General features: G+C 62.8%; 32 protein-coding genes and 1 pseudogene. 26 read left to right on the top strand and 7 right to left on the bottom strand.

All coding sequences use genetic code 11. The features are described from left to right. Positions 1 to 114 precede the first annotated feature (114 nt). From NKI10_RS19530 to NKI10_RS19555, 6 genes are read left to right on the top strand one after another with little or no spacing between them, the layout of a single operon-like run. Positions 115 to 1,053: a 3-oxoacyl-[acyl-carrier-protein] synthase III C-terminal domain-containing protein gene (locus NKI10_RS19530; RefSeq protein WP_352861509.1), complete on the top strand. Its 939-nt coding sequence runs from the start codon at positions 115 to 117 to the stop codon at positions 1,051 to 1,053. Next, the gene (locus NKI10_RS19535) at positions 1,050 to 2,054 is read left to right on the top strand and encodes an NAD-dependent epimerase/dehydratase family protein (protein ID WP_352861511.1); all 1,005 of its coding nucleotides are present in this window, start codon (positions 1,050 to 1,052) and stop codon (positions 2,052 to 2,054) included. Before NKI10_RS19530 ends, NKI10_RS19535 begins: the two co-directional genes overlap by 4 nt. Beyond that, the gene (locus NKI10_RS19540) at positions 2,051 to 2,875 is read left to right on the top strand and encodes an MBL fold metallo-hydrolase (RefSeq protein ID WP_352861513.1); all 825 of its coding nucleotides are present in this window, start codon (positions 2,051 to 2,053) and stop codon (positions 2,873 to 2,875) included. Before NKI10_RS19535 ends, NKI10_RS19540 begins: the two co-directional genes overlap by 4 nt. Beyond that, positions 2,872 to 4,128 carry a F390 synthetase-related protein gene (locus NKI10_RS19545; protein WP_023826929.1) on the top strand — a complete coding sequence of 419 codons (1,257 nt, stop codon included), beginning with the start codon at positions 2,872 to 2,874 and terminating at the stop codon, positions 4,126 to 4,128. The genes NKI10_RS19540 and NKI10_RS19545 overlap by 4 nt, the downstream gene beginning before the upstream one ends. Next, positions 4,125 to 5,258 carry a GNAT family N-acetyltransferase gene (locus NKI10_RS19550; RefSeq protein WP_352443811.1) on the top strand — a complete coding sequence of 378 codons (1,134 nt, stop codon included), beginning with the start codon at positions 4,125 to 4,127 and terminating at the stop codon, positions 5,256 to 5,258. Before NKI10_RS19545 ends, NKI10_RS19550 begins: the two co-directional genes overlap by 4 nt. Continuing rightward, positions 5,255 to 6,259: a Rieske 2Fe-2S domain-containing protein gene (locus tag NKI10_RS19555; protein WP_352861516.1), complete on the top strand. Its 1,005-nt coding sequence runs from the start codon at positions 5,255 to 5,257 to the stop codon at positions 6,257 to 6,259. The genes NKI10_RS19550 and NKI10_RS19555 overlap by 4 nt, the downstream gene beginning before the upstream one ends. Positions 6,260 to 6,272: 13 nt before the next feature. Here NKI10_RS19555 and NKI10_RS19560 read toward each other — a convergent pair whose 3' ends face one another. Then, complete coding sequence (locus tag NKI10_RS19560; protein ID WP_352861518.1) at positions 6,273 to 7,430, bottom strand: ATP-grasp domain-containing protein; 1,158 nt, start codon at positions 7,428 to 7,430, stop codon at positions 6,273 to 6,275. A gap of 182 nt (positions 7,431 to 7,612) precedes the next feature. Between NKI10_RS19560 and NKI10_RS19565 the strand changes: the two genes are divergently transcribed. The 6 genes from NKI10_RS19565 to NKI10_RS19590 all read left to right on the top strand — a co-directional run bounded on the left by NKI10_RS19565 (position 7,613) and on the right by NKI10_RS19590 (position 10,893). Further along, on the top strand, positions 7,613 to 8,227 hold the full coding sequence (locus tag NKI10_RS19565; RefSeq protein WP_352861520.1) for a hypothetical protein: 615 nt from the start codon (positions 7,613 to 7,615) through the stop codon (positions 8,225 to 8,227). A 7-nt stretch (positions 8,228 to 8,234) separates the two neighbouring features. Then, positions 8,235 to 9,083, top strand: coding sequence for a 23S rRNA (adenine(2030)-N(6))-methyltransferase RlmJ (locus NKI10_RS19570; RefSeq protein ID WP_352861522.1), 849 nt, complete (start codon positions 8,235 to 8,237; stop codon positions 9,081 to 9,083). 192 nt (positions 9,084 to 9,275) lie between these two features. Further along, positions 9,276 to 9,452, top strand: a complete 177-nt coding sequence (locus NKI10_RS19575) for a hypothetical protein (protein WP_023829025.1) — start codon at positions 9,276 to 9,278, stop codon at positions 9,450 to 9,452. Further along, the gene (locus NKI10_RS19580) at positions 9,412 to 9,834 is read left to right on the top strand and encodes a MarR family transcriptional regulator (protein ID WP_352861525.1); all 423 of its coding nucleotides are present in this window, start codon (positions 9,412 to 9,414) and stop codon (positions 9,832 to 9,834) included. Before NKI10_RS19575 ends, NKI10_RS19580 begins: the two co-directional genes overlap by 41 nt. Further along, positions 9,822 to 10,244 (top strand): VOC family protein, encoded by a 423-nt coding sequence (locus tag NKI10_RS19585; RefSeq protein WP_023684718.1) that lies wholly within the window; start codon positions 9,822 to 9,824, stop codon positions 10,242 to 10,244. The genes NKI10_RS19580 and NKI10_RS19585 overlap by 13 nt, the downstream gene beginning before the upstream one ends. 202 nt (positions 10,245 to 10,446) lie before the next feature. Further along, the gene (locus tag NKI10_RS19590; protein ID WP_023673457.1) at positions 10,447 to 10,893 is read left to right on the top strand and encodes a hypothetical protein; all 447 of its coding nucleotides are present in this window, start codon (positions 10,447 to 10,449) and stop codon (positions 10,891 to 10,893) included. 99 nt (positions 10,894 to 10,992) lie between these two features. On the opposite strand, the gene NKI10_RS19595 is transcribed toward NKI10_RS19590, so the two are convergent. Beyond that, positions 10,993 to 11,616, bottom strand: coding sequence for a TetR/AcrR family transcriptional regulator (locus NKI10_RS19595; RefSeq protein ID WP_352861527.1), 624 nt, complete (start codon positions 11,614 to 11,616; stop codon positions 10,993 to 10,995). A 62-nt stretch (positions 11,617 to 11,678) separates the two neighbouring features. Here NKI10_RS19595 and NKI10_RS19600 point away from each other — a divergent pair, with 62 nt between their 5' ends. The 4 genes from NKI10_RS19600 to NKI10_RS19615 all read left to right on the top strand — a co-directional run bounded on the left by NKI10_RS19600 (position 11,679) and on the right by NKI10_RS19615 (position 14,113). Further along, positions 11,679 to 12,029 carry a DinB family protein gene (locus NKI10_RS19600; RefSeq protein ID WP_352861529.1) on the top strand — a complete coding sequence of 117 codons (351 nt, stop codon included), beginning with the start codon at positions 11,679 to 11,681 and terminating at the stop codon, positions 12,027 to 12,029. Further along, a complete protein-coding gene (locus tag NKI10_RS19605) occupies positions 12,026 to 12,205 on the top strand; it encodes a DinB family protein (protein WP_352861531.1) in 180 nt (59 codons plus the stop codon). The genes NKI10_RS19600 and NKI10_RS19605 overlap by 4 nt, the downstream gene beginning before the upstream one ends. A gap of 580 nt (positions 12,206 to 12,785) precedes the next feature. After that, on the top strand, positions 12,786 to 13,175 hold the full coding sequence (locus NKI10_RS19610) for a hypothetical protein (RefSeq protein WP_023673454.1): 390 nt from the start codon (positions 12,786 to 12,788) through the stop codon (positions 13,173 to 13,175). A gap of 341 nt (positions 13,176 to 13,516) precedes the next feature. Continuing rightward, positions 13,517 to 14,113 carry a glutathione S-transferase family protein gene (locus tag NKI10_RS19615; RefSeq protein ID WP_352763832.1) on the top strand — a complete coding sequence of 199 codons (597 nt, stop codon included), beginning with the start codon at positions 13,517 to 13,519 and terminating at the stop codon, positions 14,111 to 14,113. A gap of 63 nt (positions 14,114 to 14,176) precedes the next feature. Here NKI10_RS19615 and NKI10_RS19620 read toward each other — a convergent pair whose 3' ends face one another. Then, positions 14,177 to 14,827 (bottom strand): outer membrane protein, encoded by a 651-nt coding sequence (locus NKI10_RS19620; RefSeq protein ID WP_352861533.1) that lies wholly within the window; start codon positions 14,825 to 14,827, stop codon positions 14,177 to 14,179. A gap of 411 nt (positions 14,828 to 15,238) precedes the next feature. Here NKI10_RS19620 and NKI10_RS19625 point away from each other — a divergent pair, with 411 nt between their 5' ends. The 6 genes from NKI10_RS19625 to NKI10_RS19650 all read left to right on the top strand — a co-directional run bounded on the left by NKI10_RS19625 (position 15,239) and on the right by NKI10_RS19650 (position 20,417). Next, a complete protein-coding gene (locus NKI10_RS19625) occupies positions 15,239 to 16,003 on the top strand; it encodes an SDR family oxidoreductase (protein ID WP_352861535.1) in 765 nt (254 codons plus the stop codon). Further along, positions 16,000 to 18,075, top strand: coding sequence for an excinuclease ABC subunit UvrC (gene uvrC / locus NKI10_RS19630; protein WP_023824130.1), 2,076 nt, complete (start codon positions 16,000 to 16,002; stop codon positions 18,073 to 18,075). Before NKI10_RS19625 ends, uvrC begins: the two co-directional genes overlap by 4 nt. Before the next feature lie 170 nt (positions 18,076 to 18,245). Further along, the gene (gene pgsA / locus NKI10_RS19635) at positions 18,246 to 18,842 is read left to right on the top strand and encodes a CDP-diacylglycerol--glycerol-3-phosphate 3-phosphatidyltransferase (protein WP_023673449.1); all 597 of its coding nucleotides are present in this window, start codon (positions 18,246 to 18,248) and stop codon (positions 18,840 to 18,842) included. 1 nt (position 18,843) lies between these two features. Next, positions 18,844 to 19,101, top strand: a complete 258-nt coding sequence (gene moaD / locus NKI10_RS19640) for a molybdopterin converting factor subunit 1 (protein WP_023689089.1) — start codon at positions 18,844 to 18,846, stop codon at positions 19,099 to 19,101. Between the two features lie 4 nt (positions 19,102 to 19,105). Beyond that, complete coding sequence (locus NKI10_RS19645) at positions 19,106 to 19,579, top strand: molybdenum cofactor biosynthesis protein MoaE (protein ID WP_023733882.1); 474 nt, start codon at positions 19,106 to 19,108, stop codon at positions 19,577 to 19,579. Positions 19,580 to 19,649: 70 nt separating this feature from the next. Then, a complete protein-coding gene (locus NKI10_RS19650) occupies positions 19,650 to 20,417 on the top strand; it encodes a YbaY family lipoprotein (RefSeq protein WP_352861537.1) in 768 nt (255 codons plus the stop codon). 65 nt (positions 20,418 to 20,482) lie between these two features. Here NKI10_RS19650 and ndk read toward each other — a convergent pair whose 3' ends face one another. Continuing rightward, the gene (gene ndk, locus NKI10_RS19655; RefSeq protein WP_192259008.1) at positions 20,483 to 20,905 is read right to left on the bottom strand and encodes a nucleoside-diphosphate kinase; all 423 of its coding nucleotides are present in this window, start codon (positions 20,903 to 20,905) and stop codon (positions 20,483 to 20,485) included. Positions 20,906 to 21,168: 263 nt separating this feature from the next. Here ndk and NKI10_RS19660 point away from each other — a divergent pair, with 263 nt between their 5' ends. Next, a complete protein-coding gene (locus tag NKI10_RS19660) occupies positions 21,169 to 21,393 on the top strand; it encodes a hypothetical protein (protein ID WP_023747895.1) in 225 nt (74 codons plus the stop codon). 9 nt (positions 21,394 to 21,402) lie between these two features. Here the strand turns inward: NKI10_RS19660 and bluB are convergent, their stop codons facing one another. Beyond that, positions 21,403 to 22,038, bottom strand: coding sequence for a 5,6-dimethylbenzimidazole synthase (bluB, locus tag NKI10_RS19665; RefSeq protein WP_023747894.1), 636 nt, complete (start codon positions 22,036 to 22,038; stop codon positions 21,403 to 21,405). Between the two features lie 142 nt (positions 22,039 to 22,180). Continuing rightward, positions 22,181 to 22,267 (bottom strand): annotated as a pseudogene (locus tag NKI10_RS30930) (glutathione S-transferase family protein); the annotation flags it as partial. Between the two features lie 69 nt (positions 22,268 to 22,336). Between NKI10_RS30930 and NKI10_RS19670 the strand changes: the two are divergent. The 3 genes from NKI10_RS19670 to NKI10_RS19680 all read left to right on the top strand — a co-directional run bounded on the left by NKI10_RS19670 (position 22,337) and on the right by NKI10_RS19680 (position 25,159). After that, a complete protein-coding gene (locus NKI10_RS19670; protein WP_023747893.1) occupies positions 22,337 to 22,849 on the top strand; it encodes a DinB family protein in 513 nt (170 codons plus the stop codon). Between the two features lie 480 nt (positions 22,850 to 23,329). Next, positions 23,330 to 23,980, top strand: a complete 651-nt coding sequence (locus NKI10_RS19675) for a hypothetical protein (RefSeq protein WP_023743818.1) — start codon at positions 23,330 to 23,332, stop codon at positions 23,978 to 23,980. A gap of 393 nt (positions 23,981 to 24,373) precedes the next feature. Continuing rightward, a complete protein-coding gene (locus tag NKI10_RS19680) occupies positions 24,374 to 25,159 on the top strand; it encodes a GGDEF domain-containing protein (protein ID WP_023747891.1) in 786 nt (261 codons plus the stop codon). An 896-nt stretch (positions 25,160 to 26,055) separates the two neighbouring features. Here NKI10_RS19680 and NKI10_RS19685 read toward each other — a convergent pair. Next, positions 26,056 to 26,184 carry a hypothetical protein gene (locus NKI10_RS19685; protein WP_280790697.1) on the bottom strand — a complete coding sequence of 43 codons (129 nt, stop codon included), beginning with the start codon at positions 26,182 to 26,184 and terminating at the stop codon, positions 26,056 to 26,058. Between the last annotated feature and the right edge of the window lie 74 nt (positions 26,185 to 26,258).

Below are 26,258 nucleotides of genomic sequence, written 5' to 3' on the forward strand. Positions count from 1 at the left end.
TGATGGCCATCACATTGGATCCGTTTTATGGATTGACTGGATGCAGGCTCATTGGGCGGGCTGAGAATGCGGATCAGGATCATCGGAACCGGGCGGGCCGTGCCGGCTCGATGCGTGACGTCGCGCGCCCTCGATGCGCGGCTGGGGTATGGCGATGGACATTTCGAGGCCGCGACCGGCGTCATCGAACGCTATGTCTGCGACGCCGAATCGCAGGTCGACCTTGCTTGTGCCGCAGCCCGTCTGGCGCTTGCCGATGCCGAACTTGAGGCAGGCAGTGTCGATCTGGTCATCGGCGGTTGCGGCGTGCCTTACCAGCCGTTGCCGTCCACGGCGCCGCTGGTCATGCAGCGCCTCGGCCTTGCCGATGGGTCGGCGGCCGCTTTCGACGTCAACAGCACCTGCCTGGGCTTCCTCACAGCCTTCGAGACCGCGTCGCGCCTGATCGAGGCCGGGCAATGCCGGACGGCGCTGGTGTTCTCGTCTGAAATCGCCTCGCGCGCCCTGCCGTGGCAGGACCAGCCGGAAATTGCGGCCCTCTTCGGCGATGGCGCGGCGGCCGCCGTGCTGCAACAGGCCCCAAGCGAGGGTCGGGTCGCGGCCAACCTGATGCGCACCTACCCTTCCGCCTATGAGGCCTGCAGCATCGGCTCCGGTGGCACCCGGTTCGACTTTCATCGTGAGCCTGAGGAATTCGCCCGCCACAGCCTGTTCCACATGGAGGGTAAGGAACTGTTTCGCGTCACGTCACGCCATTTCAACGGCTTTGTAGCGGAGTTGCTCGATCGCGCCGGCTGGCGGCACGACGATGTCGACCTCGTCGTGCCGCATCAGGCGAGCCCTTTGGCGCTCGCCCACATGGCGCGCCAGACCGGCTTCGCCAGGGAAAAGCTCGTCGACATCGCGGCGCGCTACGGCAATCAGATCGCCGCTTCCATCCCCTTTGCGCTCGACGTCGCGCGCCGCGAACAACGCATTGTGCCCGGCGCCAAAGTGCTGTTCCTCGGCACCTCGGCCGGCGTGTCGTTCGGCGGCATGGCGCTGGAAGCATGACCGTGGGACGCGTCCTCGTCACCGGCGCCAGCGGCTTCCTCGGCGCGCATGTCATGGCGCGGCTGGCTGCACTGGGTACACCGGCGCTGGGTCTTGGCAGGGACGCCAAACGCTGTGCGGCGCTCGAAGCCGCTGGTCATCGGGTCGTTCGGCTCGATTTGTCTCAACCGTTCGATGCAGCTGCCGCGCGCGCTCTCGACGGAGTCGATGCGATCATCCACTGCGCGGCACTTTCCGCGCCCTTCGGCAGGTTGGCGGATTTCCAGACGGCAAATGTCACAGCTACCCGCAACCTCAGCGATTTCGCGCGCGGGCAAGGCGTGCGCCGCTTCGTCCATATCTCCAGCCCGACGGTCTGTTTCGCCTATCGCGACCAGCTCGGAGTTTCCGAGAATGCGGCCTTGCCCCCTCCGGTCAATCACTATGCCCGCACCAAGCGGCAGGCCGAGGAGATCGTGCTGGCGGCGCCTGAGATCAGCCCGGTGGTGCTGCGGCCGCGCGGCCTCTACGGTCCCGGCGATCGCACGCTGCTGCCGCGTCTGCTGCAGGTGGCACGGCAGCGCCCGCTGCCGCTGTTTCGCGACGGCAAGGCGCGCATCGATCTCACTTATATAGAGGATGTCGTCGATGCGGTGCTTGCCGCGCTGTCCGCCGGGAGCGCTGCCGAGGGACAGATATTCAACATCTCCGGCGGCGAAGTGGTGCCGGTCCGCCGCATTGCCGAGGCGGCCTGCGCCCGCGCCGGCGTGCAGCCGCGCTGGCGCAGAATGCCGCTCTGGCCCGCCATGCTGACGGCCGGGATAGCGGAGGCGGTAGCGAATATATTGCCCGGCCGCCCGGAACCGCCGGTGACGCGCTACGGTCTTGGCCTGTTCGCCTATGCGCAGAGCCTCGATCTTTCCAAGGCAGGCCGCTTCCTCGGCTGGGCGCCGAAAGTGTCGTTCGAGGAAGGGCTCGATCGCACATTCGGCAAGGCGACGGAAAACAGGGGGACTGCGTGAAGATCGTCTTCGCCAACAGCGCCTCTGTCGGCGCAGCCGAGCGCCTGATCCTGCGCGGCGGCAGCTGGGCGAAGGTCAGGCTACGTGTCCGCTACGGCCTGATCATGCATCCGCAGGCCGGCCCCGTACTGATCGATACCGGCTACACGCCGCATGTGACACAAGGCAGCGAGCGCAGCACGGCGCTGCGTCTTTACGGTGCGATCCTCCGGCCCCAGCTCAACGAAGCCGAGCAGCCGCTGGCGGTACTGGCGCGCTTCGGCCTCTCGCCGCAGGACGTGCGCACCGTCATTGTCACGCATTTCCATGCCGACCACATGTCGGGCCTGTCGCTGTTTCCCAACGCTCGGCTTATCGCCAATGACACCGCCTGGGCGCGGGCGAAGGCCAAGACTTCCCGGCAGAATCTGCGCCATGGCGTCTTCAAGGAACTGTTCCCGTCTGACTTCGAGGCCCGACTCGACGGGCTGTCGTCGAAGCGGCAGCTCGAGCCGCGTGGCGGCGTACCGGGCGGCGCCGATCTGTTCGGCGACGGCAGCGTCGTCGCAGTCGATCTGCCCGGCCATGCCGATGGCCAGTTCGGCCTTTTGTTCCCCAATCTGGAGCGGCCGCTGCTCTACGCCGTCGATGCGCAATGGCTGATCAGAGCATTGGTGGAAAACCGAACTCCCGGTCTGCCTGCAACCCTGCTGGCCGAGGATGCCGCCGCGATCGAGCCGACCAGCGTAATGTTGCGTCGGTTTCTGGCGACCGGCGGCGAGGTTGTTCTTTGTCATGATCCGGCGGTGACGGCCTACGATGTGGCCGGAGAGAGCGCGTGAACGGGCCGGCCGAAGCGATCCGCTCGTTTGCGCTGACGCAATGGGTTTCGCGCAAAAGCCGCGAGAGTTTCGAGCGCTGGCAGGCGCAAGCCTTGCGCCGCTTTCTCGACCGCGACCTGCCGCGCGCGCCGTTCTACGGCAAGGCGCCGCGTCTTCTCGGCGACCTGCCGGTGACCGACAAGGCGACGGTGATGGGCAATTTCGAGCGCTTCAACATTCATGGCGTCTCGGCCGCCGAGGCCTGGAAGGCGCAGGCCGGCGATAGCCGCATTGGCGAGCTGACTGTCGGCTCCAGCACCGGCACGTCGGGCAATCGTGGCCTGTTCGTCATTTCCGAGGCGGAAAAATACCGCTGGCTGGGCACCATCCTGGCCAAAGCCGTGCCCGATCTGCTCTGGCGCCGGCAGCGCGTTGCGGTGATCCTGCCGCAAAACACCGGGCTCTACGATAGCGCGCGCAAATCGCGGCGTATCGACCTGCGCTTCTTCGATCTGACGCGCGGTCCGGAGAGCTGGCGCGGCGCTCTCGAAGATTTCGCGCCGACGGTGATCATCGCGCCACCGAAGATACTGCGGCACTTCGCGGCCGAGGGCTTTCGGCTCAAGCCGCAGCGTGTCTTCAGCGCCGCCGAAACGCTCGACCCGGTTGACCGGCCGGTCATCGAGGCATTCTTTGGTGGTCAGGTCGACCAGATCTACATGGCGACCGAAGGGCTGTTCGCCGTCACCTGCCGCCAGGGCGGGCTGCATCTGGCCGAGGATTCGGTGTTCTTCGAGTTCGAACCGGCCGGCGACGGCCTGGTCATGCCGCTGATCACCGCCTTTCGCCGCCGGACCCAGATCATGGCGCGCTACCGGATGAACGACTTGCTGCGGCTGTCCGAAAAGCCATGCCGCTGCGGCTCGCCGCTGCGCACGCTGGACGAGATCGTCGGCCGCATGGACGACGCTTTCCGGCTCGCCTCGCCGCACGGGCAGCTCCTCGTCACGCCCGACATACTACGCAATGCGGTGCTCAAGGCCGACCGGCGCATCGACGATTTCCGCCTGGTCCAGACCGCTGAAGATGCAATCGAACTCAGCCTGGCCCCCGGGCTTGCCGACGAAGCCGCCACCGCCGCCCATCAGTCCGTGCGCAATTTGCTGGCGGCGCGCCAGGCGACAGCTTCGGTCAGTCTTGTTCGCAGGGACCTGCCGTTGGAGACCGGCCGCAAACTGCGTCGGGTCGAATGCCACCTGGGAGCGGCATCATGAACCGGCTCGCTATGTTGCCACTCGATCAGACGAACCGGGTAGAAAACAACCCGCGTGAGGTCGAAGCCTTCGTTCAGCTTTTCAACGAGGTGCCGGTGCGCGACCTCGTGCGCAATCTGACAGTGGCTGTCGAAACCTTCGAGATCGCCGGCCGCTCCTTTCCGCTGACGCTGAACGACAGAAGCGAAGCGCCGAACTGCTACATCTGCTGCCCGTCCAGCGCCTATATCGACTATGCCATCGACGAGACCCGCAATTTCGTCTCCTCGCCCTTGCTGCAAAAAACGATGCGGATGCTGATCGGCCTGTGCGCGCCGCTGGTCAGGATGAGCGGCCTTGACCATCAGGTTCAGGTCAACAACTGGCTCTATTCGACCAATCCGGTGCCGCTGCTCGATCGCAACGCGGTCGCGGCGATGCGCGACGATCTCACCGCGCGTTTTCCCGATCGCGCTGTTCTCATCCGCTCCCTGAACGAGATCGCCGATCCCTCGACAATCGCAGCGCTGAAGGCGGAGGGTTTTCGAATGCTGGCGGCGCGGCAGATCTACATCTTCGCAGGCGACGGTTCGGCCATGACCAACGACATGAAGCGCGACCGCAAGCGGCTGCCCACGACGCCTTTCGAGCAGGTCGGCAATGGCGACTTCACCGAGGCCGACTATGCGCGCGCCGAAGCGCTCTACCGGATGCTCTATCTCGACAAATACACGCCGCTCAACCCGCACTACACGGCCCGCTATATCGGCGAGACGCACCGTCGCGGCATCCTGCAACTGGCAGGCCTGCGTCGTCCCGGCGGTGAACTGGTCGCCGTCGCCGCTTTGTCTCAGAACGGCAGGACACTGACGCAGCCCATCGTCGGCTACGACACCGGCCTCCCGGTGAGCGAAGGCCTTTACCGCATGATGATGGCGCTGGCGCAGGATCATGCGATGGCGCACAGCCTGTTCTTCAACATGAGCGCCGGTGCCGCCGCCTTCAAACGCTTGCGCGGCGCCGTGGCGACGGTGGAATACAACGCCGTCTATGCTGCCCATCTGCCGCGCCGCCAACGCATGGCGGTGCGGATCATGGAATTTGTGCTCGCGAAGATCGGCATTCCCCTGCTCAGGAGATTTGAACTTTGAGCGACACCCGGCAGCAGAAAGACAAAGACTATTGGCAGGCGGTGATGCGGTCTGCCGACATCAAAGCCAAGCCGAAGCGCATCCTGTTCGACGGCGCGCCGCTGGTGCTGTTCCGCTCGGCGAAAGGCATTGCCGCCCTCTTCGACCGCTGCGCTCACCGCCTGGTCGAACTCTCGACCGGCAAGGTCGTCGGTGGCGAGATCGAATGTCCCTATCATGGCTGGCGCTACAATGGGGAAGGGCGCTGCACCGCCATTCCCGGCCATGTCGGCGACGTCCCGCATTACCGTATCCGCCGCTACAGCGCGATCGAGCGCGACGGCGTCGTCTTCGTCTCGGCAGGCACGCCTGAGGGCGAGCCCTATCTCCATTGCATGCAAGGCAAGGATGTCGTCGTGAAGCGGGTGCGAAGCTCGGCGCGATCGACGGTGCTCGACGCCGCCGAGAACATTCTCGACGCCACTCACACCCACTTCACCCACAAGGGTGTGCTGCGCGGCCTGACCGCAAAGCGCCATCTCGTGCGCGTCGAGGTGACCGGCGGCAAGGGCTGGGTCGAAAGCTGCTACACCGGCGAGGACCGCCAACAGGGGCTGGTCAGCCGGCTGCTGGAAGGCGAGCGCGCCAGGACCATCGGCCGCTACCGACATCCCGGCATCGTCGAACTCGAATATTGGGGCAAGGGCGGCTTGGCGCTGGCGACCACTTTCCATTTGCGTCAGGCGGACGAACGGACGGTCGAAGGCGTCGGCTGGCTGATCGGCCCGCGACAGGGCCTGTTCGGCGAACTCAAGGCGCTTGCTTTCTGGCCGCTCTTTGCCTTTGCCCTGCAGCAGGATCGCCGTGTGCTGAAATCGGCCAGCGCCAACGCCCGTATATGGCCGCAGGTTCAGCCGGCGATCGGCCCGCTGGATTTCCTGCGCCGCGACATTGCGGCGATCATGGACGGCAAGATGCCGCCGGCAGCGGCTGAGCCGAGGGTGTACCAGATCGAGCTGTAGGAAAGCGCTCTATTCAGTCCTGCTCCGGCCCATTCCACTCGATATCGCGCGTCGACGCAGCCTGAAGGCTGATGCGCTGGCGCAGTGCTGTGCCGGCGATCTCGGCCAGCGTGCGCCACTGCGCCCGCGTCGGCGCGGGGTCGCCCGGCCAGTCGAGCAGCTCATCGGCATCGTGCATCGCCTGGCGAAAACTGCCGAGACCACCGGAGCGCAGTGCCGCCGGCATCCCGTAGATCCACATCGCAAGCCTCACCGTCTGCGGCGCCGTCACGTCGGGCTTCACCTCGGCGCCATCCTCCAGGACCGCGTCGGCGAAGCGCCGCGGATCGCGAAAGAAGTGCAGGCCGCTCACGGCGCGCGGATTGCACTCCAGTGGCAGCACCGTGCCGTTATTCTCGCGCATCAGGTCGAAGGAGATCTGGCCGGTCCAGCCGGCGCCGGCGACGAAGGTTTCGACGAAGCGCCGGGCAGCCGCATCCCCGACTGGCTCGAAACAGATGCCGGCGCCCATGCCGGCGCGATAGAGCGAACTGTAGAGCGCCAGCGCTTTGAGTTCACCCTCGACCGCCACCGCATAGGCGCTGATCTCTTCACCTGCGATGTAGCGCTGCGCCACCCAAGGAGCGGCGGGCGAGGGGCGGACGGCGTCGAGTTCGTCCGGCGATGGCCGCAGCAGTACGTCACGGGCAAAACGTGACCACACAGGTTTGAACACCAATTCGCGCGATTGGCCACGAACGCCGTCGAGATCGGCCTCGCTTTGCAGCAGTATCGTTTCCGGCACGTCGAGCCCAAGGCTCTGCGCCAGCCGGATGAAGGCATGCTTGTCGTGAACGCGGGCGAGCATCGCCATCTCGGGTGCGAAGAGGCGGGCCGGCATGGCGCGGTGCTGCCAGAGACGGCCGAGATAAAAGACTTCCTCGCAGGTCGGGATAACGAGTTCGATGCCTTCCGCGCGGACAAGCGCTTCCACCGCCTTGGCATAGGCGTCGGCGGCAAAGCGCGGCGGCGGCAGGCGATGGTAGGCGGCGCAGGCCGTGCTCGCTGCGGCGATCGGCCGGGCCGGGCTGTCGGCCAGGATCACCCGGCGACCGGCGCCATGCAGCAGCCGCGCCAGGTGTAGCGCCACCGGCGCGCGGGCACCGGTGATCAGCACGGTGCTATTGGGCATGAGCCACCGGCATCGGTTGGAAAAGACGAGTCAATGCTTCTGCGGAAGGCTTCATTCGCCATAAGTGCCACATGGCTTGCGTGCCGCCAACGGACTCCACAAAGGTGGCTCCGCTGCGTCAGCCATCGCTTTTTGGCCTTCAGGGCGTTATTGGCAATCTGTCGAACACCCGGATCTCCTGAATGCGCTTTCTTTTTGTCCTGATACTGCTTGCCGGCGCCGCCATTGGCTTCGTCTATCCCTGGGCCATGAGCAATTTCTCCGGCCACGAGATCGGCACCTGGCGCGTCTACGACCAGGGACGGTTTAGGCCTGTGACGGTGACGCTGAAAGCTGGCGACGCGCCGGTCAGAGTGCTGGTCGACCTGACGGCAAAGGCCGAGCGCATTGTCTCGCAGCAGCGCACCGTGCTGACGCTGACTGCCGCCACAGCCGGGCGCACGCTGCTTGCCTCGACGCTGCAATTCAACCACGCCGACAATCCGCGCCAGGTCAGCCCGCAACTGCCCGACAAGATCTTTCGCGACGAGGCCGGCGTGATCGAAACCGTCAGTCCCGGCGCCTATCTCTTCACCGCCGGCCCGGGCGACGCCGACGATATCCCGATACGCGCAGTGGATCTGATACTGCGCTCCGGCGCCGGTGAGATCGATCAACGCGCACGGCCGGTTGGCTATGGGCTGATGGCCGTCGGCCTGATCGGCTTCCTGCTTACTCTGGCTTTCGGCGGTCGCCGGCCGGAGAACCCGAACTCGAAGCCGCCACCGCCGCGTTGGGGCAGAGGCTCCTCGACATGAGCGCGGCATGAACTACCGTCACGCCTATCACGCCGGCAATTTCGCCGACGTCGTCAAGCATGTCGTGCTCAGCCTTCTGCTCGACTATCTGAAGCAGAAGGACAAGGCGTTCCGTGTCGTCGACACTCATGCCGGCATTGGCCGCTACGATCTTTCGTCGGCGGAAGCGCAAAAGACCGGCGAATGGCGAGGCGGCATCGGCCGCCTCATCCACGCCCCGATCGAAAAATCGGCGGCTGCGCTGCTTGCCCCCTATCTTGAAGCGGTGCGTTCGCTCAATCCCGATGGCGGGGTGAAGAAATATCCGGGCTCGCCATTGATCGCCAGGCACCTCATGCGAAAGCAGGACCGGTTGTCGGCGATCGAACTGCACGGCGCAGATGCCGCCAGGCTGAAGACGCTGTTTGCCGGCGATTTCCAGACAAGGGTGATCGAACTCGACGGCTGGCTGGCGCTTGGCGCGCATCTGCCGCCAAAGGAAAAGCGCGGCCTGGTGCTGATCGATCCGCCGTTCGAGGAAGCCGGCGAATTCGACCGCCTGGTCGACGGCATGCAGAAAGCGCACAGGCGCTGGCCGGGTGGCATCTACGCGCTGTGGTATCCGATCAAGGATCGCAAAGCGATCATCGCCTTCCGCAAGGCGCTCAAGCAATCCGGCGTCCCAAAGTTGCTCGACATCGAGTTCGAGATCCGGCCGGCATCGCGTGAACCAAGCCTCGACGGCAGCGGCATGGTGGTGGTCAACCCGCCCTTCACGCTGGAGCGCGAACTGCGCATCGTGCTGCCGGTCCTGCACAGATTGCTGGCGGTCGAAAAGCCGGCGCACTGGTCGCTGGAATGGCTGGCCGGGGAGTAGCGACGCTTCGCAGCGGGCGACGCCCGCTGCAAAGACACAAAGTCGCTAGAAGTTTTGACGGTGGCGCCATCCGCGAATGCTCAGCTGTGTTCAACGAACCGAAACCATGGAGATGCACATCTAATCGGCTCGGCGTTGACGCTAATCCCAGAATCAGATAGATAGATATCTAATTATTAGATTTCGAATCGAATGCCAAGATCGACAGAAGAGGAACTGGTCAACGCGATAGGCTTCGCGATGTCGCGCTGGCAGGATGCCGTCGAAACGTTCGATGGGACCGTCGCCGAAATCTATGTGCTGAGCGCTGCCGAGCGCCGCTGTCTCGGTGCGATCAATCACGGCCGGCGGGGCCGGCAAACCTCGTAGCGAGGAGACAAATCTCACGCCGGCGGCGGTCACGACGTTGATCGACCGGCTGGAAAAGCGCGGCTTCGTCAGCCGTCAGCCGGATCCCGATGACAGGCGCAAGGTCATGGTCGCGGCGGGCAAGAAAACCGAGGAACTCGTCCGGCGCTGCTACCATCCGATCCTCGAGGCGGGCGCCGCATTGCTGGAGAAATACTCGGCGGCCGAGATGCAGTTTTTGCTCGGCTTATCAAGAGGTCGAAGCGATGCAGAAGGCGCAGACCGAGAGGGTGCGCGGCAAAGCAAAACCGGTGCGTTGAGAGAAGGCATCGGAGGATGGTCCGGCGAAACGCCGGTCCGGTTTCAACTGTGTACTGTCAAGGAGACGCTATGCCCCGCATGATCTTCGTCAACCTGCCCGTCGCCGATCTCGCTGCGTCGATGGCATTCTACAAAGCCCTCGGCTTCGACAACAACCCGCACTTCACCGACGACACCGCAGCCTGCATGGTGCTGAGCGAAACGATCAACGTCATGCTGCTCACCCACGCCAAATGGCGTCAGTTCACCGATCGCCCCATCCCGCCGGCCACCTCGAGCGAGGTCATGCTTGCCGTGTCCTGCGACAGCCGCGCGGCGGTCGATGCGATGAATGAGGCGGCGGCGAAAAATGGCGGCGCCGCCGACATCAACGCCCAGCAGGATTATGGCTTCATGTACAATCGCAGCCTGGCCGATCCTGACGGCCACGTCTGGGAAGCGATGTGGATGGACCCGGCCGCCATACCGCAGGGCGACGCCAAGCAAGGCTGAACCGGGTTTCGGCGGCCCGCCGGCCATGGGCAGGCCGCTTTTCCTAATGGGCAAGGCGAGCTTTTTCGAAGGTCAGGACGTGGTTTCGCAGCTTCGCACCGGCAAAACCGGTTGCGGAGCGGGAAACCATCGTCAGGGCGACCGCTTGACCGCGCGCCGCCGAATCCGCAAAGTGGGCGCAGTCGACCTTTGAGAGGCTGCCATGACTCGCTTTGCCAAATCCGCTCTTGCTGCCCTGATTTCGCTTTGCACGCCGCTGGCCGCACCCCTTGGCCAGCCAGCACAGGCCGCCGATCTTTCCGTCTATTCCGACGAGGACAGCGGCGTTTGCGGCGAGGCCTGGGTGCTAAGCAAGATCTCCAGCCGCTTCTCCTACCAGGTGCATCACGTGCCGCATCTGCCGGATGTTTCGATCACCGATTTCCAACGCATCCACCAGCATCGCTATCTCCCGGCCAGCGAAGAATGGCCGATCGGCCGCCGCTATTGCGGCGCCACCGTCAGCCTTTCTGACGGCCGCGCCCGCACCATCTGGTACTTGATCGAGGAAGGCCAGGGTTTTGCCTCGATCGGCGACAATGTCGAATTCTGCGTCTCGGGCTTCGACCGCTGGATGGTCTACAACGGCCGCTGCCGCGTCCTGCGCTAAGGTCGGATAAGAACCGCCGTTGTGCACCTGCCATCTCCCCGCAAGGGGGAGATCTGATGTCGCTCCGGTTTCGCCAATCTCCGAACTGCTGCCGCTGCCTCACATCGCCTTCCCACCAGATACGTAAGCGCAGATCAGCTCGACCAACTGCTTCTGCAGTTCCGGCAAGTCGAGCATGTCTCGCCGCGCGGCATTGTGGATGACGCCCTCGACCGCTGAGGACAGCACACGGGCCACGGCCTCATTGTCCTTTCTGCGCCTGCGATATTGCGCCACCGCCGTCGTGTAGTGATCGAGATAGCGCGATTGGAACGAGGCATGGGCGGCGCGTGAGCCGCGATCGCCCGGCGCCTCGTCGAGCAGCACCTGATGCAGCGTCGGATGGATGCTGTGCGCATCGATCATGCCGCGCACCAGCTCCTGCGCGAATCGTTTGAGCGGCTTGTCGCCTTCTGTTGATTCGGCGATCACCGACAGCACCTGATCGAAATGTCGCCGGCGAATTGCTTCGACCAGCGACAGCTTGTCGGGAAAATATTGATAGAGCGAGCCGATGCTGACGCCGGCCGCATCGGCCACCTTGTTGGTGGTGAAGCCGGCCCAGCCGAGCGCGCTCAGAACATGAGCACCGGCTTCGATGATCGCCTCGACCGTCGCTCTCGAACGCGCCTGGCGTGGCTGCTTGCGCATGCGTGAGCGCGGCTTTGCAATGCGAGTAGACATGTCTGCTCCAGCAGCCAAGAATATAGATAATATACTCACATTTTTTGCAAAGGATACAGACCATGGACGCGCTGGATTTGCTCCGAAGCCTCTTCGTTTATCAAGCCTGGGCGAATGGTGAATTGCTGCAGAAGCTTGCGGGCCTCGACCAGCAGGAGCATGTCGATCAGCGCCACACGGCGACCCGTCTCATCAACCACAACCTTGTCGTATCGAAGATATTCGCCGCGCATCTTTCCGGCACACGTCATGGCTATGCGTCCGACAACACCGAGGACACACCGGCACTCGATGAATTGAGCGCTGATGTCGCTGCGATGGATCGTTGGTTCTCGACCATATCGAAGCCGTCTCGCCAAAGCTCATGTCAGAGCCTGTGCCTTTCACCTTCACCGACGGCGACAGGGCGATGATGTCACGCCAGGAAATGCTGACACATGTCGTCACGCATGGCGGCTATCACCGCGGCGAGATCGGGCGGATCCTGATGCAGATCGGCATTGCGCCGCCGTGGGATACGTTTGCCGTCCACCTCCACCACGCCGAGCCTTCGCGCCGGCTGCAGGTGCGCGAGCGGGTTGGCGCTTAGGGGCCTGCACCCCTTGGCTTCCAAGGGATCGCGGCTTCCCGGGAGGAGGATTCCCCGATCTTCGTTTCCCATTTCCGTTAGGCATCTCTTGCGCCGAAGCTGGCGATCTCCCTTCTCGTCTGGGAAACGTCCGACACAACAGGCTGTCCCTTCAAGTGCTGTCTTTCCTGGCTTCCATCCAACCACTTTCGATATACGAGTAAGAAGCTCGCGTTTAGTTTAGTGCTGTTCCTGCAACCGTGGGGATGAAGCAAGATCAGCCTCTGCGGTGCGATGATTGTTGCCATCCGATAGGCCGCCGATGACCGCGTGAGATCGACGGCGTTGCAAGAGAATGTGAGCTTGACGAGAAGATCGTGTGAGTCGCGATATCAGAGATTTCTCTCGCAACAGTTCGCTGCGAAGCGGGAAGATTCTTTGCCGATTTCTGTGTCGATCATTGCGATCATGCTCTCAGCGTAACCGAAACTTAATTTGCGAAATTCTATGTAATGCTTCGCTGGCTAGATACGCACGAGTCAGATATGCATTAGCTCGCCGGGTCACTCACGGCCATCGGCACAAACGCAAGGGGCATCGCATGGCAAAGACCACGACGAAGGCGCCGGCGGCGAAAGCGCCGGCAAAGAAAGCGGCACCGAAAGCTGCCGCGAAACCTGCAGCAGTAAAGAAGGCAGCACCGAAGGCAGCGGCAAAGCCGGCCGCCAAGGCAGCGGCAAAGCCGGCAGCTAAGGCAGTAGCAAAACCCGCCGCCAAGGCAGCAGCGAAACCCGCCGCCAAGAAGCCGGCCGCCAAGGCTGTGGCGAAGCCTGCTGCGAAGGCAGCAGCCAAGCCCGCCGCCAAGAAGCCGGCAGCCAAGGCAGCGGCAAAACCCGCCGCCAAGGCTCCGATGAAGGCCGCCGCCGCCAAGTCGACGGCAGCTGTGAAGAAGGCTGCACCGGCCAAAAAGCCAGCCGCCAAGAAGAAGTAACGACGTTCCATCTCAAAGCTCCCGGGAACTTTGCCGACTGGCAGATTCCCGGGAGCTTTTTTGTGGTGATTTAGGCCTTGTTTTGATCCATGTCGTTCTCTCGAAATTGAGGCCACTTCTGTGAGACATGCATTGGCGATTTCATTGTCGGCGGATTGGCCGCCTGGTTTTGCCCTTCTGGCAGTTGCTCCCTCAGGGAAGATCGGCCAACACTAAGGCGGTCGCATTCGATGGGGTTCAGGCGACGCGCTCTAGACCTTTGTTTTACGCGCGTCGTTCTCAAGACCGGAACCGCATTTTTGAGCGACATGCACTGGCCGTCCGAAAACAGGGAACCGATCATGCCGAAGCTGCTCTACGCGTCCTCATCCCCCTACAGTTCCAAGGTGCGCATGGCAGCACTCCATGCCGGCATTGCCGTCGAGCTAGTGCCGGTCAAGACCGAGGACAAGCCTGCTGAACTGATGTCAGCCAATCCTCTCGGCAAGATTCCGGTGCTGGTGCTCGACGACGGCCGCTCGATCCACGACAGCCGCGCGATCACCCAGCATCTCAACCGCGCTTCGAAGAGCCTGTTGTTGCCGCGCAATGCCGACAAGCGCCTCGAGGCCGAAGTGCTGGAGGCGCTGGCCGACGGCATATGCGACTGCGCGCTGTCGATGGTCTATGAGCGGCGCACGCGTCCGGAGGAGATGGTCTATCAACCCTGGCTCGATCGCCAGTGGACCAAGATCACCGCCGCACTCGATTTCCTCAACGCCAATCCGCCGAAGCTGCCGAAGAAGATCACGCTTGGCCAGCTGGCGTTGCGTGCCTGCCTCGGCTACCTCGCTCTGCGCTTCGCCGGCAAATGGGAAAAGGGCCGCGGCCGCCTGACCCGCTGGGCAGCGCGTTTCGATGAGAAGTTTCCGGAGCTGAAGGTGGCTGTGCCGGCCTGACGGGCGAAACAAAAAAAGCCGGGCGCGAGGCCCGGCTTTCTTGTGTCGTGGCTTGAACGACAGTTAGAACTTCATACCGACGCCGAAGGTGACGCGGTTGTCGCTCTCTTTGACCTTGGTGCCGACACTGTCGAAGCTCTTGGAACCGAAGTCGGTGTAGCGGTACTCGACACGGCCGAACACATTGTCGGTGATCTTGATGTCGGTGCCGACGCCGGCCGTCCAGCCGAGCATGGTGTTGCTGTCGCTGTCGCCGGGGACCGAGACCTTCTGGTTCTTCAGGGCGCCGCCGCCGGTGCCGTAGAGCAGGATTTCCGGGGTCACGGCGTAACCCAGACGGGCGCGCAGCGAGCCTTCGAAGCCGCCCTTGGAATTGACGCCGCCGCTGTCACCCTTGACGCCATCGTAGCCGAGATCGGCTTCAGCACCGTACACGAAGTTTTCCTGCTGCCACTGGTAGCCGCCGAAAACGCCGCCGACAAAGCCCTTGGTCTTGATGTCGGGGCCGCCGTCCTGGACTTTGGCATGACCGCTGAAGCCGTAGCCGGCGCTGAGACCGGCATACGGGCCGGCCCAGGAAGCGACGGGAAGCTCGGCGATCGGGGCCGGCGCCGGGGGCTCTTCCGAGACGACATCGGCAGCAAAAGCGGTACCGCTGAGGGCGAAGAGCCCGAGCGCAACCGCGAGCGGCGCGAATTTGAGATTGGTTTGCATTGTTGTTTACTCCTTAAGCCACAAGACACGTAGGCTTGTTTGTCCTGAGCGCCATCAACCCGTCCGGGGGGTGAAACGGATCTGGCACTCAACGGTTCCGAATGTCGTGTCAAAATGCGGCGGCAGCGAACCTGAAAATGGGTCATTCCCCGGCACGAATGAGGCCGAAGGTTGACGTTGCATCTTCGCAACAGCGAAATGTCAGTACGCAGGCGATGCTGCACTGCACTCGGCTTGGTGCAACGGGTTCAGCGTCCTATATTGCGGTCCTGCCGACCCGAATCCGGGGCGGTGCCGGCGGCGAAAAAGCCGTTTCGCCACATTCCTGCCCCAGGTGGAAACGGCATTTAACCCCTGGTCGCGTCACAATGTGCCGCCAGCCGAATTGAGGCGCAGATTGAGGATTGACAGATGATCGAAGCCGCCGGAACGGCGCTGGTGACGGGCGGGGGGAAGCGGATCGGCAAGGCGATCGTCGAGGATCTGGCCGCGCACGGTTTTGCCGTCGCCATCCACGCCAACCGCTCGACCGCCGAGGCCGACGCGCTGGCTGCGAGCATCAGGGACGGAGGCGGCCGCGCCGGCGTGGTAGCCGCCGATCTGACCGACATGGATGCGGTTGGCGATCTCGTCGGCCGCGCCGCGGCAGCGCTCGGCCCGGTCACGCTTCTTGTCAACAATGCGTCGCTGTTCGTCGACGATAGCGTCGAGGACTTCGACTGGGCGGCATGGGACCTTCACTTCGCCATCCATGTGAAGACGCCGGCGCTGTTGGCGCAAAACTTCGCCCGCGCCTTGCCGCCAGGGCAGGAGGGGCTGATCGTCAACATCATCGACCAGCGCGTCTGGCGGCCGACGCCGCGCTATTTCTCTTATGCGCTGTCGAAGTCGGCCTTGTGGACGCAGACCGAAATGCTGGCACAGGCGCTCGGTCCGCGCATCCGCGTCAACGCCATCGGTCCCGGTCCGACTCTGAAGAATACGCGCCAGGACGATGATGATTTCCAGAAGCAGGTCGATGGCCTGATTCTGAAGCGCGGCCCGCAATTGGCCGAATTCGGCGCCACCATTCGCTATCTCTGGGATGCGCGCTCGGTGACCGGCCAGATGATCGCGCTCGACGGCGGCCAGCATCTTGCATGGCAGACGCCGGATGTGACAGGCATGGTGGAATGAGTCCCGCAGACCAGAAACACAAGACGCGCGCCGGCGCCGCTGACGATATGCCGCCCGACATCGACCTTGAGGATGAGGCGGTCGAGGAGATCGTCGAGCCCGAGGCCACCGGGCCCGATGTCGCCTTCACCGCGATAGACTGGGCGCCGCATGCCGGCGACGCCGACGGCATGGTCGGCGCCGAGGTCATCCAGACACTGGTCAAGCGGCTGCCCAATGCGCCCGGCGTCTACCGCATGATGAACGCCGCCGGCGACGTGCTTTATGTCGGCAAGGCGCGCAGCCTGAAGAAGCGGGTGACCAACTACGCGCAAGGCCGGTTCCACACCGCCCGCATCGGCCGCATGGTGCGCGAGACATCGACGATGGAGTTCGTCGTCACCCGCACCGAAATCGAAGCGCTGCTGCTCGAGGCCAATCTCATCAAGCGTTTGCGGCCGCGTTTCAATGTGCTGATGCGGGACGACAAGTCGTTCCCTTACATCCTGTTGACCGGCGATCACGTCTCGCCCGGCATCTACAAGCATCGCGGTGCGCGCTCGCGCAAGGGCGACTATTTCGGACCTTTTGCGTCGGCCGGCGCGGTCGGGCGCACCATCAATTCGCTGCAGCGCGCCTTCCTGCTCAGGAGCTGCACCAACTCCTTTTACGAAAACCGCACCCGGCCGTGCCTGCTCTACCAGATCAAGCGCTGTGCCGGTCCATGTACCGGGGAGATCTCGCATAGCGACTATGCCGAGCTGGTCAGCGAGGCGAAGGATTTTCTGTCGGGCCGCAGCCAGAAGGTGAAGACCGAAATCTCTGCCGCCATGCAGCAGGCCTCGCAGGAGCTCGATTTCGAGCGCGCCGCCATTTATCGCGACCGGTTGGCTGCACTGTCCCATGTGCAGAGCCATCAGGGCATCAACCCGGCCACGGTCGACGAGGCCGATGTCTTTGCCATCCATCAGGAGGGCGGCCAGGTCTGTATCCAGGTGTTTTTCTTCCGCACCGGCCAGAACTGGGGCAACCGCGCCTATTTCCCCAAGGCCGATCCGGCACTGGAGGGGGCGGAAGTGCTGGGCTCGTTCCTGGCGCAGTTCTATGACGACAAGCCGACGCCACGGAACATCCTTCTGTCGCGAGGCGTCCAGGATCAGGAACTGTTGGCCGAAGCGCTGTCCACCCGCGCCGGCCGTAAAGTGTCGATCTCGGTGCCGCAGCGCGGCGAGAAGAAGGATTTGACCGACAACGCGCTGCAGAATGCCCGCGAGGCGCTCGGCCGCCGCCTGGCCGAAACCTCCACGCAAGGCCGGCTGCTCGCCGGCTTTGCCGAGACCTTCGGCCTGCCGAAGCCGCCGGTGCGCATCGAGGTCTATGACAATTCGCATATTATGGGCACCAACGCCGTTGGCGCCATGGTCGTCGCCGGGCCGGAAGGGTTTGTGAAGAACCAGTACCGCAAATTCAACATCCGCTCGACCGAGATCACGCCCGGTGACGATTTCGGCATGATGCGCGAGGTGATGGAACGGCGCTTTTCGCGGCTGCTGAAGGAACATGGCGATGTCGTTCCCGACGACGCGGCAGCCGGTGGAGCAGGCGACGACATCGAAGAAGACATCTCCGGCAGCTTCCCGGCCTGGCCCGACGTCATCCTGATCGATGGCGGCCAGGGCCAGATGAGCGCGGTGCGCAAGATCCTCGCCGACCTCGGCATCGAGGATCGCGTGGCGGCCATCGGCATCGCCAAGGGCCAGGACCGCGATGCCGGCCGCGAGCGTTTCTTCGTCAGAGGCAGGGACTCGTTTTCGCTGCCCGTCCGCGATCCCGTGCTCTATTTCGTCCAGCGGCTGCGCGACGAGGTGCATCGCTTCGCCATCGGTTCGCACCGCGCGCGGCGCAAGAAGGAATTGGTCAAGAGCCCGCTCGACGAGATCGCCGGCATCGGTCCCGGCCGCAAGCGCGCGCTGCTGCTGGCCTTCGGCACTGCGAAGGCGGTCAGCCGCGCGGCAGTCGAGGATCTGGTCAAGGTCGACGGTATTTCAGAGCAGGTCGCCAAGCTCGTCTACAATCATTTCCATGAGAGCTGAGCGCCGGTGACGCCGCTGTCCCGATCAAATGGCAGCAGCCGTTCTTTTCTCGCAGGCCACTCGAATCCCGGCAATCGCGCGCTATTTTCGTCTGGCCAATCGAATCTCGCCTGTTGACCCCCTACATCCGGTTCTGATTTGAGTACGCAGGCAGAAAGAGTCCCTGAGATATGGCCAAGCGCGCGTTCAACCTGCCTAACATGCTTACCTATGCCCGCATCGTCGCGGTGCCGCTGGTGGTGCTGTGCTTTTTTCTCGAGGGGCATCTGAAATCGAGCGACTTCGCCCGCTGGTCGGCGTTGATCATCTTCCTGCTGGCTTCGATCACCGACTATCTCGACGGCTATCTGGCGCGCGCCTGGCAGCAGACGTCCAACATCGGCAAGATGCTGGATCCGATCGCCGATAAACTGCTGGTCGCCACCTGCCTGCTGCTGCTCGCCGCCGACACCGACCGCCATGCCGGCATCGCAGGCTGGTCGTTGTGGGCGGCAATCATCATCCTGTGCCGCGAAATCCTGGTTTCGGGGCTGCGCGAATATTTGGCGGCATTGAAAGTCTCGGTGCCGGTGACGCAGCTCGCCAAATGGAAGACCGCCATCCAGATGGTCGCCATCGCCTTCCTGCTGGCCGGGCCTGCCGGCGACAAGATCTTCCCGCTGACCACGCAGACCGGACTGGTGCTGCTGTGGATCGCAGCCCTCGTCACGCTCTACACCGGCTACGACTATTTCCGCGCCGGCCTCAAGCACATCATGGACGAGTGAGATGTCGACCAGGCTCATTTATTTCGCCTGGGTGCGCGAACGGATCGGCAAGCCGGAAGAGGATGTCGAACTGCCCGCCGGTATCGAGACGGTGGCCGACCTCCTGCGCTGGCTGAAATCGCGTGGCGAGGAATATGAGCACGCGCTGCAATATCCTGATGTGATCCGCGTCGCCATCAACCAGGAACATGTCGAGCATCGCGAGAAGATAGCCGGCGCGCGCGAGATCGCGCTGTTTCCGCCGATGACCGGGGGCTGACACCATGTCCGGCGCGCCGACGGTGCGCATCCAGCGCGACGATTTCGACGTTGCCGCCGAGATCGCGAAACTGACCGAGGGTCGCGCCGACATCGGCGCTGTAGTGTCCTTCTCAGGACTTTGCCGCGACGAGCAGGGCCAGCTGTCGGCCCTGGAACTCGAGCACTATCCCGGCATGGCCGAGGCCGAAATCACCCGCATCGCCCGCGAGGCGCTTCAGCGCTGGCCGCTGCAAGGGCTGACCGTCATCCATCGCCACGGCAAGATCGCACCGGGCGAAAACATCGTGCTGGTGGTGGCAGCGTCCTCGCACCGGCAGGCGGCGTTCGAAGCGGCCAATTTCCTGATGGATTTCCTGAAATCGCGTGCACCCTTCTGGAAGAAGGAGCACCGCGTGGACGGCACCGATGGCGGCTGGGTCGAGGCCAAGGACGCCGACGACCAGGCTGCGGCGCGCTGGAAGGCGCGGCCCGAATAAATCTCGGCGCAGCCATGTATTGACCGCATTCCCTTGGCCAAATCGCATCGGCCAAAAAGGGAGCAAGGGCATGCTGGACAGGATCGCCGAATTCTTCGTCTTCGGTTTTGTGCCGCTGGTTATCGGCGTTCTGGCCGTTCCCGAGCCTTCCGTCGCCGCCGAGAAAACCCTGAAGGGCGAGGTGATGTATCGCGAGCGCATCGCGCTGCCGCCCAACGCCGTGCTGTCGGTTCAACTTGCCGATGTATCGCTGGCCGATGCGCCGGCCGCCATTGTCGGCGAGCGCAAGGTAGCGCCGGCCGGCCAGGTGCCGATCAAGTTCGAGATCAGCTTCGATCCAACGGTGATCCGGCCCAACATGACCTATGCGCTGCAGGCGCGCATCACCGCCGACGACAAGCTGCTGTTCGTCACGGACTCGCGCTATCAGGTCGATCCGCTCAGCGAGGCGCCGCAGGCCATTGTGCTGAAAATGGTGGCGCCGAGCGACAAGCCGACCTCGGCCTCGCTGTTCGGCCAGAGCTGGCTAGTCGAATATATCGACGGTATCGGCGTGATTTCGGAGCCGCAGGCGACGTTCCGGGTCAGCGAAGCCGGCAAGGCGGGCGGCAGCGGCTCGTGCAACGCCTATTTCGCCACCGCCAAGGTCGATGGCGAGACCATCGTCATCAGCGACATCGGCTCGACCTACAAGGCCTGCGCGCCGGAGATCATGGCCGAGGAAAAGGCCATGTTCGAGGCGCTCGCCAAGGCGGCGTCATACCGTGTCGATGGCGGCAAGCTGATCATCGCCGACAAAGACGGCCGCGACATTTTGCGATTCAACGCAGCGAGTTGATCACGGGCAGCAACGAAAAAGGCCGGCAATGAGCCGGCCTTTTCGATTCAAAGCTGATGGTCGGCTCAGCCGACGATCTCGGTGTCCGAGAACCAGTACTTGATCTCCTGGGCGGCGGTTTCCGGCGCGTCGGAGCCGTGCACGGAATTCTCGCCGATCGACAGCGCGTGCACCTTGCGGATGGTGCCTTCGGCGGCGTTGGCTGGATTGGTGGCGCCCATCACTTCGCGGTTCCTGGCGATGGCGTTCTCGCCTTCCAGAACCTGCACGATGGTCGGCGCCGACGACATGAATTCCACCAGTTCGCCGAAGAACGGACGATCCTTGTGGACGGCGTAAAAGCCTTCGGCCTCGCGGCGGCTCATCCATACCCGACGTGAGGCAATGACGCGCAGGCCGGCCTCTTCCAGCATCCTGGTGATGGCGCCGGTAAGATTGCGCCGGGTCGCGTCCGGCTTGATCATGGAAAAGGTGCGTTCGATCGCCATTGGTCATCCTTGTGATGAAGAGAGGAATTGGGTGATGAAGAGAGGAATTGGGTGATGAAGAGTGGAATTGGGAGTGGCGGGCTCTATACAAGCCGCCCGGCCCATTGCCAAGGGGACGCGCCCCGGCAGCGTTATTCGGCCGCGACCGCCCGCATGGCTGTTCGCAACGCTCTGGTCAAAGGCAAGGCTTTGCGGGAAAATGGCGATTGCGCAGGCACGCACGGTTTCGAAGGGAAATCAGCGGAACGGAAAGACATCGGACCATGTTTGACGGGACGCGCTGGCCCTACCACCACCTCAGGCCGGGCGACATAAAAGGGAGCCTATTGGTTATCGGCATTTTTGCTGCCGTGGGCCTTGTTCTGCTGCTCTTTCTGGGTCGCCGCACAGATACGAACTTCGGCTTCGGCCCCGAATGGCAATGCACGCCGATGCCGAAGGGCGACCCGATCTGCGTCAAGCTGGTCGGCAAAGAAGAGACGAAGTGATGGGCAGCCTTACCGCCTGATCACCACCGGCTGCCGCCGCTGCTCCCAGCCCTCGCGTTCCAGCGTCGGCAGATCATGCTCCTCGCTGGCATAGCCGAGGCAGAAATAGCCGATCAGCGTCCACTCAGGCGGGGTGTCCAGGATTGCGGCCATCTCGGCGGCGTCGAGGATCGACACCCAGCCCATGCCGATGCCTTCCGCCCGCGCCGCCAGCCACAATGTGTGCACCGCCATGACGGCCGAATAGTCGATGGTTGCCGGCATCGTCATGCGGCCGAGCCCATGGCCCTGTTGCGTCGTGCGGTCGGCGAAAACCGCGAACTGGCAGGGCGCTTCATTGAGACCGGCGAGCTTCAGCCGGGCATAGAGAGCGGCGCGCTCGCCCGAAAAGCATGCCAGCGCCTCGGCATTGCAGCGCTCGAAACAGTCTCTCACCGCGCCCCGCCGCTCGGCGCTGTCGACCACCACGAAGCGCCACGGCTGGCTGAGACCGACGGACGGCGCGATGCTGGCAAGCTCCAGCAGCCGCTCCAGCGTACCCTCGGGCAAAGCCGTCCGCTCGAACCGCCGCACATCCCGGCGCCAGCGCAGCAGCGTGACCAGCCCGGCGCGAAAATCATCGGTGAAATCGGGGGGTGGTGGCATGGCGATCAGGAGACTTGTGTGGGGAATAGGCAGTAGGCAGTAGGCAGTAGGCAGTAGGCAGTAGGCAGTAGGCAGTAGGCAGTAGGCAGTAGGCAGTAGGCAGTACAGCGCTCGGACCCTATTGCCTACTGCCTATTCCCTAAGCTGCTGCCGCCGCCTCCTTCCAGCAATGCGGGCTGAACGGACGGGTCGCGTCGTGTCCGACGAGTTCATGGAACAGAATGGTCATTGGCGGCTGCGCCCTCGCGGTCTAATTAGTCGCCTGCGGCTGAAGCGGAACTCGTCGGCGGGAAAAAAGATGAAACAGCATTTCATGATGTTCGCGGCCTACAATCAATGGGCCAATGGCCGCATCTACGATGCCGTGACCGAGCTCGACGAGGAAGAGTTCAACCGCAATGTCGGTGCCTTCTTCGGCTCCATGATGGGCACGCTCAATCATCTGCTCGCCACCGACCGCATCTGGATGAAACGCTTCACCGGCGAGGGTGACGCGCCGACGAAGCTCGACGCCATCCTGCACCGGGCGCTGCCTGGCCTCAGGCTGGCGCGTGAGGCCGAGGACAGGCGGATCGCCGACTGGGTGGGCGCCTTGAGCGACAAGGCCTTGTCCGGCCGCTTTTCCTACATGACCGTTTCCGACATGCGCACCGTCTCGCAAAGACTGGCGCCGGCGCTGGGCCACGTCTTCAATCACCAGACCCATCACCGCGGCCAGGCGCACGCCATCCTGACCATTCTCGGCCGGCCTTCGGTGCAGCTCGACCTGGCGTTTTTCCAACGCACCGACGAAGGCCGCGCCTACGCCTGATTTCTTGACCGCGGTTTGCGTTTGAAGACGCCGGACGCGACATCCCTCGGTGCTTTGTACCATCTGCGACCTGGCCGCCGATACCAGTGAACCGCCTCTGGACGCGACGGACAGCGCCAAAGCCTCAACCTCCAGCCTGAATCCCAAGCCGGGTTTTTGAAGCCCGTGGTTGCACGACGCTGCCAGGTGGCTTGTGCCGCCCTTTGGCGCCGCCCCTTGCTCGGCCGGCCGCTACAACCTGCTCCATTTTTCAGTAGAGTTTCTATTTAATAAATTCAACAAAGTTTAAATATTGAAGCAAAAACATATTTTTTTTTAGAAACCGAGTACACTGATTGAGAACTACAACGGCCTATGTCGAAAAAAATAAAGAAACTATAAGGAAGACTCGTGCGTAGCTGTGAGTGCATAAGCATATGTCTGCTTTGGTTTGCTGACATGTTGCAATGCACAAAGCAGAACGGCAACAAGGAGAGTGTCATGGTTAATATCACTCAGAAAATCGCTAGAGCACTGGCGGCGGGTGCAATTATCGTTATTTTTGCCGCTCCCGCGAATGCAGGAGGCGGAATTGGCGTCGGTGTCGGCGCATCTATCGGCGGTGCTGGCGGCATCAATGCAGGTGTTGGCGCTTCGATCGGCGGAAGCGGCGGGGTCAAGGCCGGTGCCGGCGCCTCGGTCGGCGGCAGCGGCGGTATCAAGGCGGGTGCTGGCGCAACGGTCGGCGGCAATAGCGGCGTTACTGCGGGCCTCGGCGCCTCAGTCGGCGGTAGCAGCGGCATCAAGGCCGGCGCTGGCGCGACGGTCGGCGGAGCCGGTGGCATCAAGGCCGGTGTTGGGGCCACGGTCGGCGGCAGCGGAGGTATCAAGGCCGGTGTCGGCGTCAACGTCGGCAGCGGCATCAACGTCGGTGTCGGCGTCGGCATTGGCGGAACGCCGGGCACGCCCGGTACCCCCGGCACTCCAGGAACTCCTGGAACACCAGGCACCCCTGGGACACCCGGTGTCGTCGCCAGCATGTCGAACAGCCAGCTGACACGTATGAAGAAGCGCTGCGTCGATGTGCTCGCCAGCGAGGGCACCTACGACAGCGATCTGCGGCAGCTATGCCTTATGATCTCGCGTCGCTGAGACAGGTTTCGCCGGGAGTGTCGAGCCAGCCGTGAGGCTTTACGGCACTCTCCTACCGCATGGCCCAGACTTCCCGAGGGACATGCGCTGACGAGAAGCCTCCGGCCAGTCGGAAAGCCCGCCGCGCAAGTGGCGGGCTTTTTGTCGCCACTCACAAGGCAACCGATCGCGCCTTTCGATTGCCGGAGCGTTTTATCGTTTAACGGAAACGGTGAAACGCGCTATCCCTTTGTCTTGGCAATTCTCAGGGAAAGCGCTGCGCACTTTTCCCGGGAAAGTCGCTAGCGCTTTTGCTGGCATTGATCTGGTTAACCACATTCGAATTGCAGGTAAGATTTTAGGGTTTCATTTGTGTTCCCGCTGCAAAATGGCGAACACAGTGGGAGAAATGGCATGCGGGTCGATCTTTCGCCCACGAGCTTGGGCAGGGTCATAGCAGTCACGGTTGTCGGCACGGCGATCTGTATCGCGGCGGCCTTCCTTGTCGATTCCTACAATTTTCCGTCGCTGTCGCCCGAAGCGTTGCGCTGGGCGCAGCTCACCGACCTGTTGCTGCCGCTCTTGCTGGGTGGATCGTTCTTCTCTTTCCTGATGTACAAGATGCGCCAGCTGGCGATCGCCCAGAAGAATCTGAGCATCGTCGCGGCGACCGACAGCCTGACCGCGGTGTTCAACCGCGGCGCGTTTTCGATGCTGGTCGAGGCCTATCTCGAACAGGCGCGCAGCCAGGCCGTCGTCGATGCCGGCGCCCTGCTGATCGTCGACGCCGATCATTTCAAGACCATCAACGATCGATTGGGCCACGATTGCGGCGATCAGGCGCTCAAGCTGATTGCGCAGACGATCAAGGCCCAGTTGCGCGGCGCCGACATCGTCGGGCGCATCGGCGGCGAGGAGTTCGCCATCTTCCTGCCTGGCGCCGACCCGTCGCAGTCCTGGCTGGTTGCCGAGGGGATCCGGCGGCGCATCCGCGAGGTCGAGTTTGCCCCGGATGGACGGCCCTGTCCGCTCTCGGTGAGCATCGGTGGCGTCGCCTTCAGCGGACCCACCACCTATGCCGACATGTTCCTGACGGCCGACCGGCACCTCTACAAGGCCAAGTCCAACGGCCGCGACCAGGTCAGTTTCGAAACGACCGGGCCGCGCGCCCTGCTGGCCGGTGATCCGACGTTGCATTGAAATGCGGGCGCCAGGCGAGGCTCCGGTCGGGCGCAGGCGCTTTTCAAACGGATCGCGGCAATGCGACCTGGAACACGCAGCGGCGCCGTCAGCTTCCATGGTGTCGACTGCAGCAGGCCTCGTTCCTTAACGCAAGTGTTTCGGTCTAATGGTGGCGCTGCGATCCGTTGGCCTGCCGCATCGATATGATGCCTTCAGATGTACCTAAAATAGTCCTCGCTTGCTGCGTCCGCCGCTGCTTGCGGGTTGGCCGTCCATTTCTGCTTCGAGGTGTGGATCAACCCGATGGCGAAACGGTGGCTGCAGCGTCGCTCGCTATCGCGCGTGGTACCCGCCTCGGCGGCTTGTACCGTTATCCACTGCTCATAGATCGGATGAGTCAGTGATCCAGAAGTCGGCCTAAACTGTTGGAACGACAATTACTTAGAGAACAAATAATCCGTAGAGTTTCCGTTGTTCCATCCTTTCATCAAGATCATGATATATTCAATTCCTGATCAGCCATAATGGATTTGTGTCTGACGTCTCAAAGGCCAGTTAATATCTCAGAAATGGGCAAGCAATGCAAAAACTCAAAGGAATTTTAACACGGCATCTAGGCCGGGGGCCTTTTTCACTCCTCGAGTTCGCCTCAAGGTATGGATGCGTGACGCGGCACCTTGTAAAGGATGAAGACATCGATCTCGTCAGTTCCGATGATCCACAAGCGATTTCTTTCCTGGCGAACGAATTCAAGGTTAAAGCCATTTAGTCGCGATCGATACCGGAGGAGGCAGTTTTTGGCCGGCTCTATGATGCAGTCTTTGCGCTTTCATTCTTTTCCACATGCCGATAACAACTGGTCGCGATGGCTGGTTCGTCTGTTCAGCTTTGTGCGGCCTGGTGGCATTCCGATTTCACAACTCACGGCTCGCGAACCCTGCCTTTTCTTCAAATGGAGACGCCACCGAGTGAATTTGGCTTTCGGTTTGCATTTGAACAGTGAACAGGCCGACATCGCGGTTGAGAAATACGGCATGGGCCATGGATCTTGGGTTCGTGATCAAACTATCTCAAGACGCTTCCAATGCCGAGTTACTCCAAGATGAAGTGGACGCTT

It is taken from the genome of Mesorhizobium sp. M0802 (assembly GCF_040320115.1).
GTDB lineage: Bacteria > Pseudomonadota > Alphaproteobacteria > Rhizobiales > Rhizobiaceae > Mesorhizobium.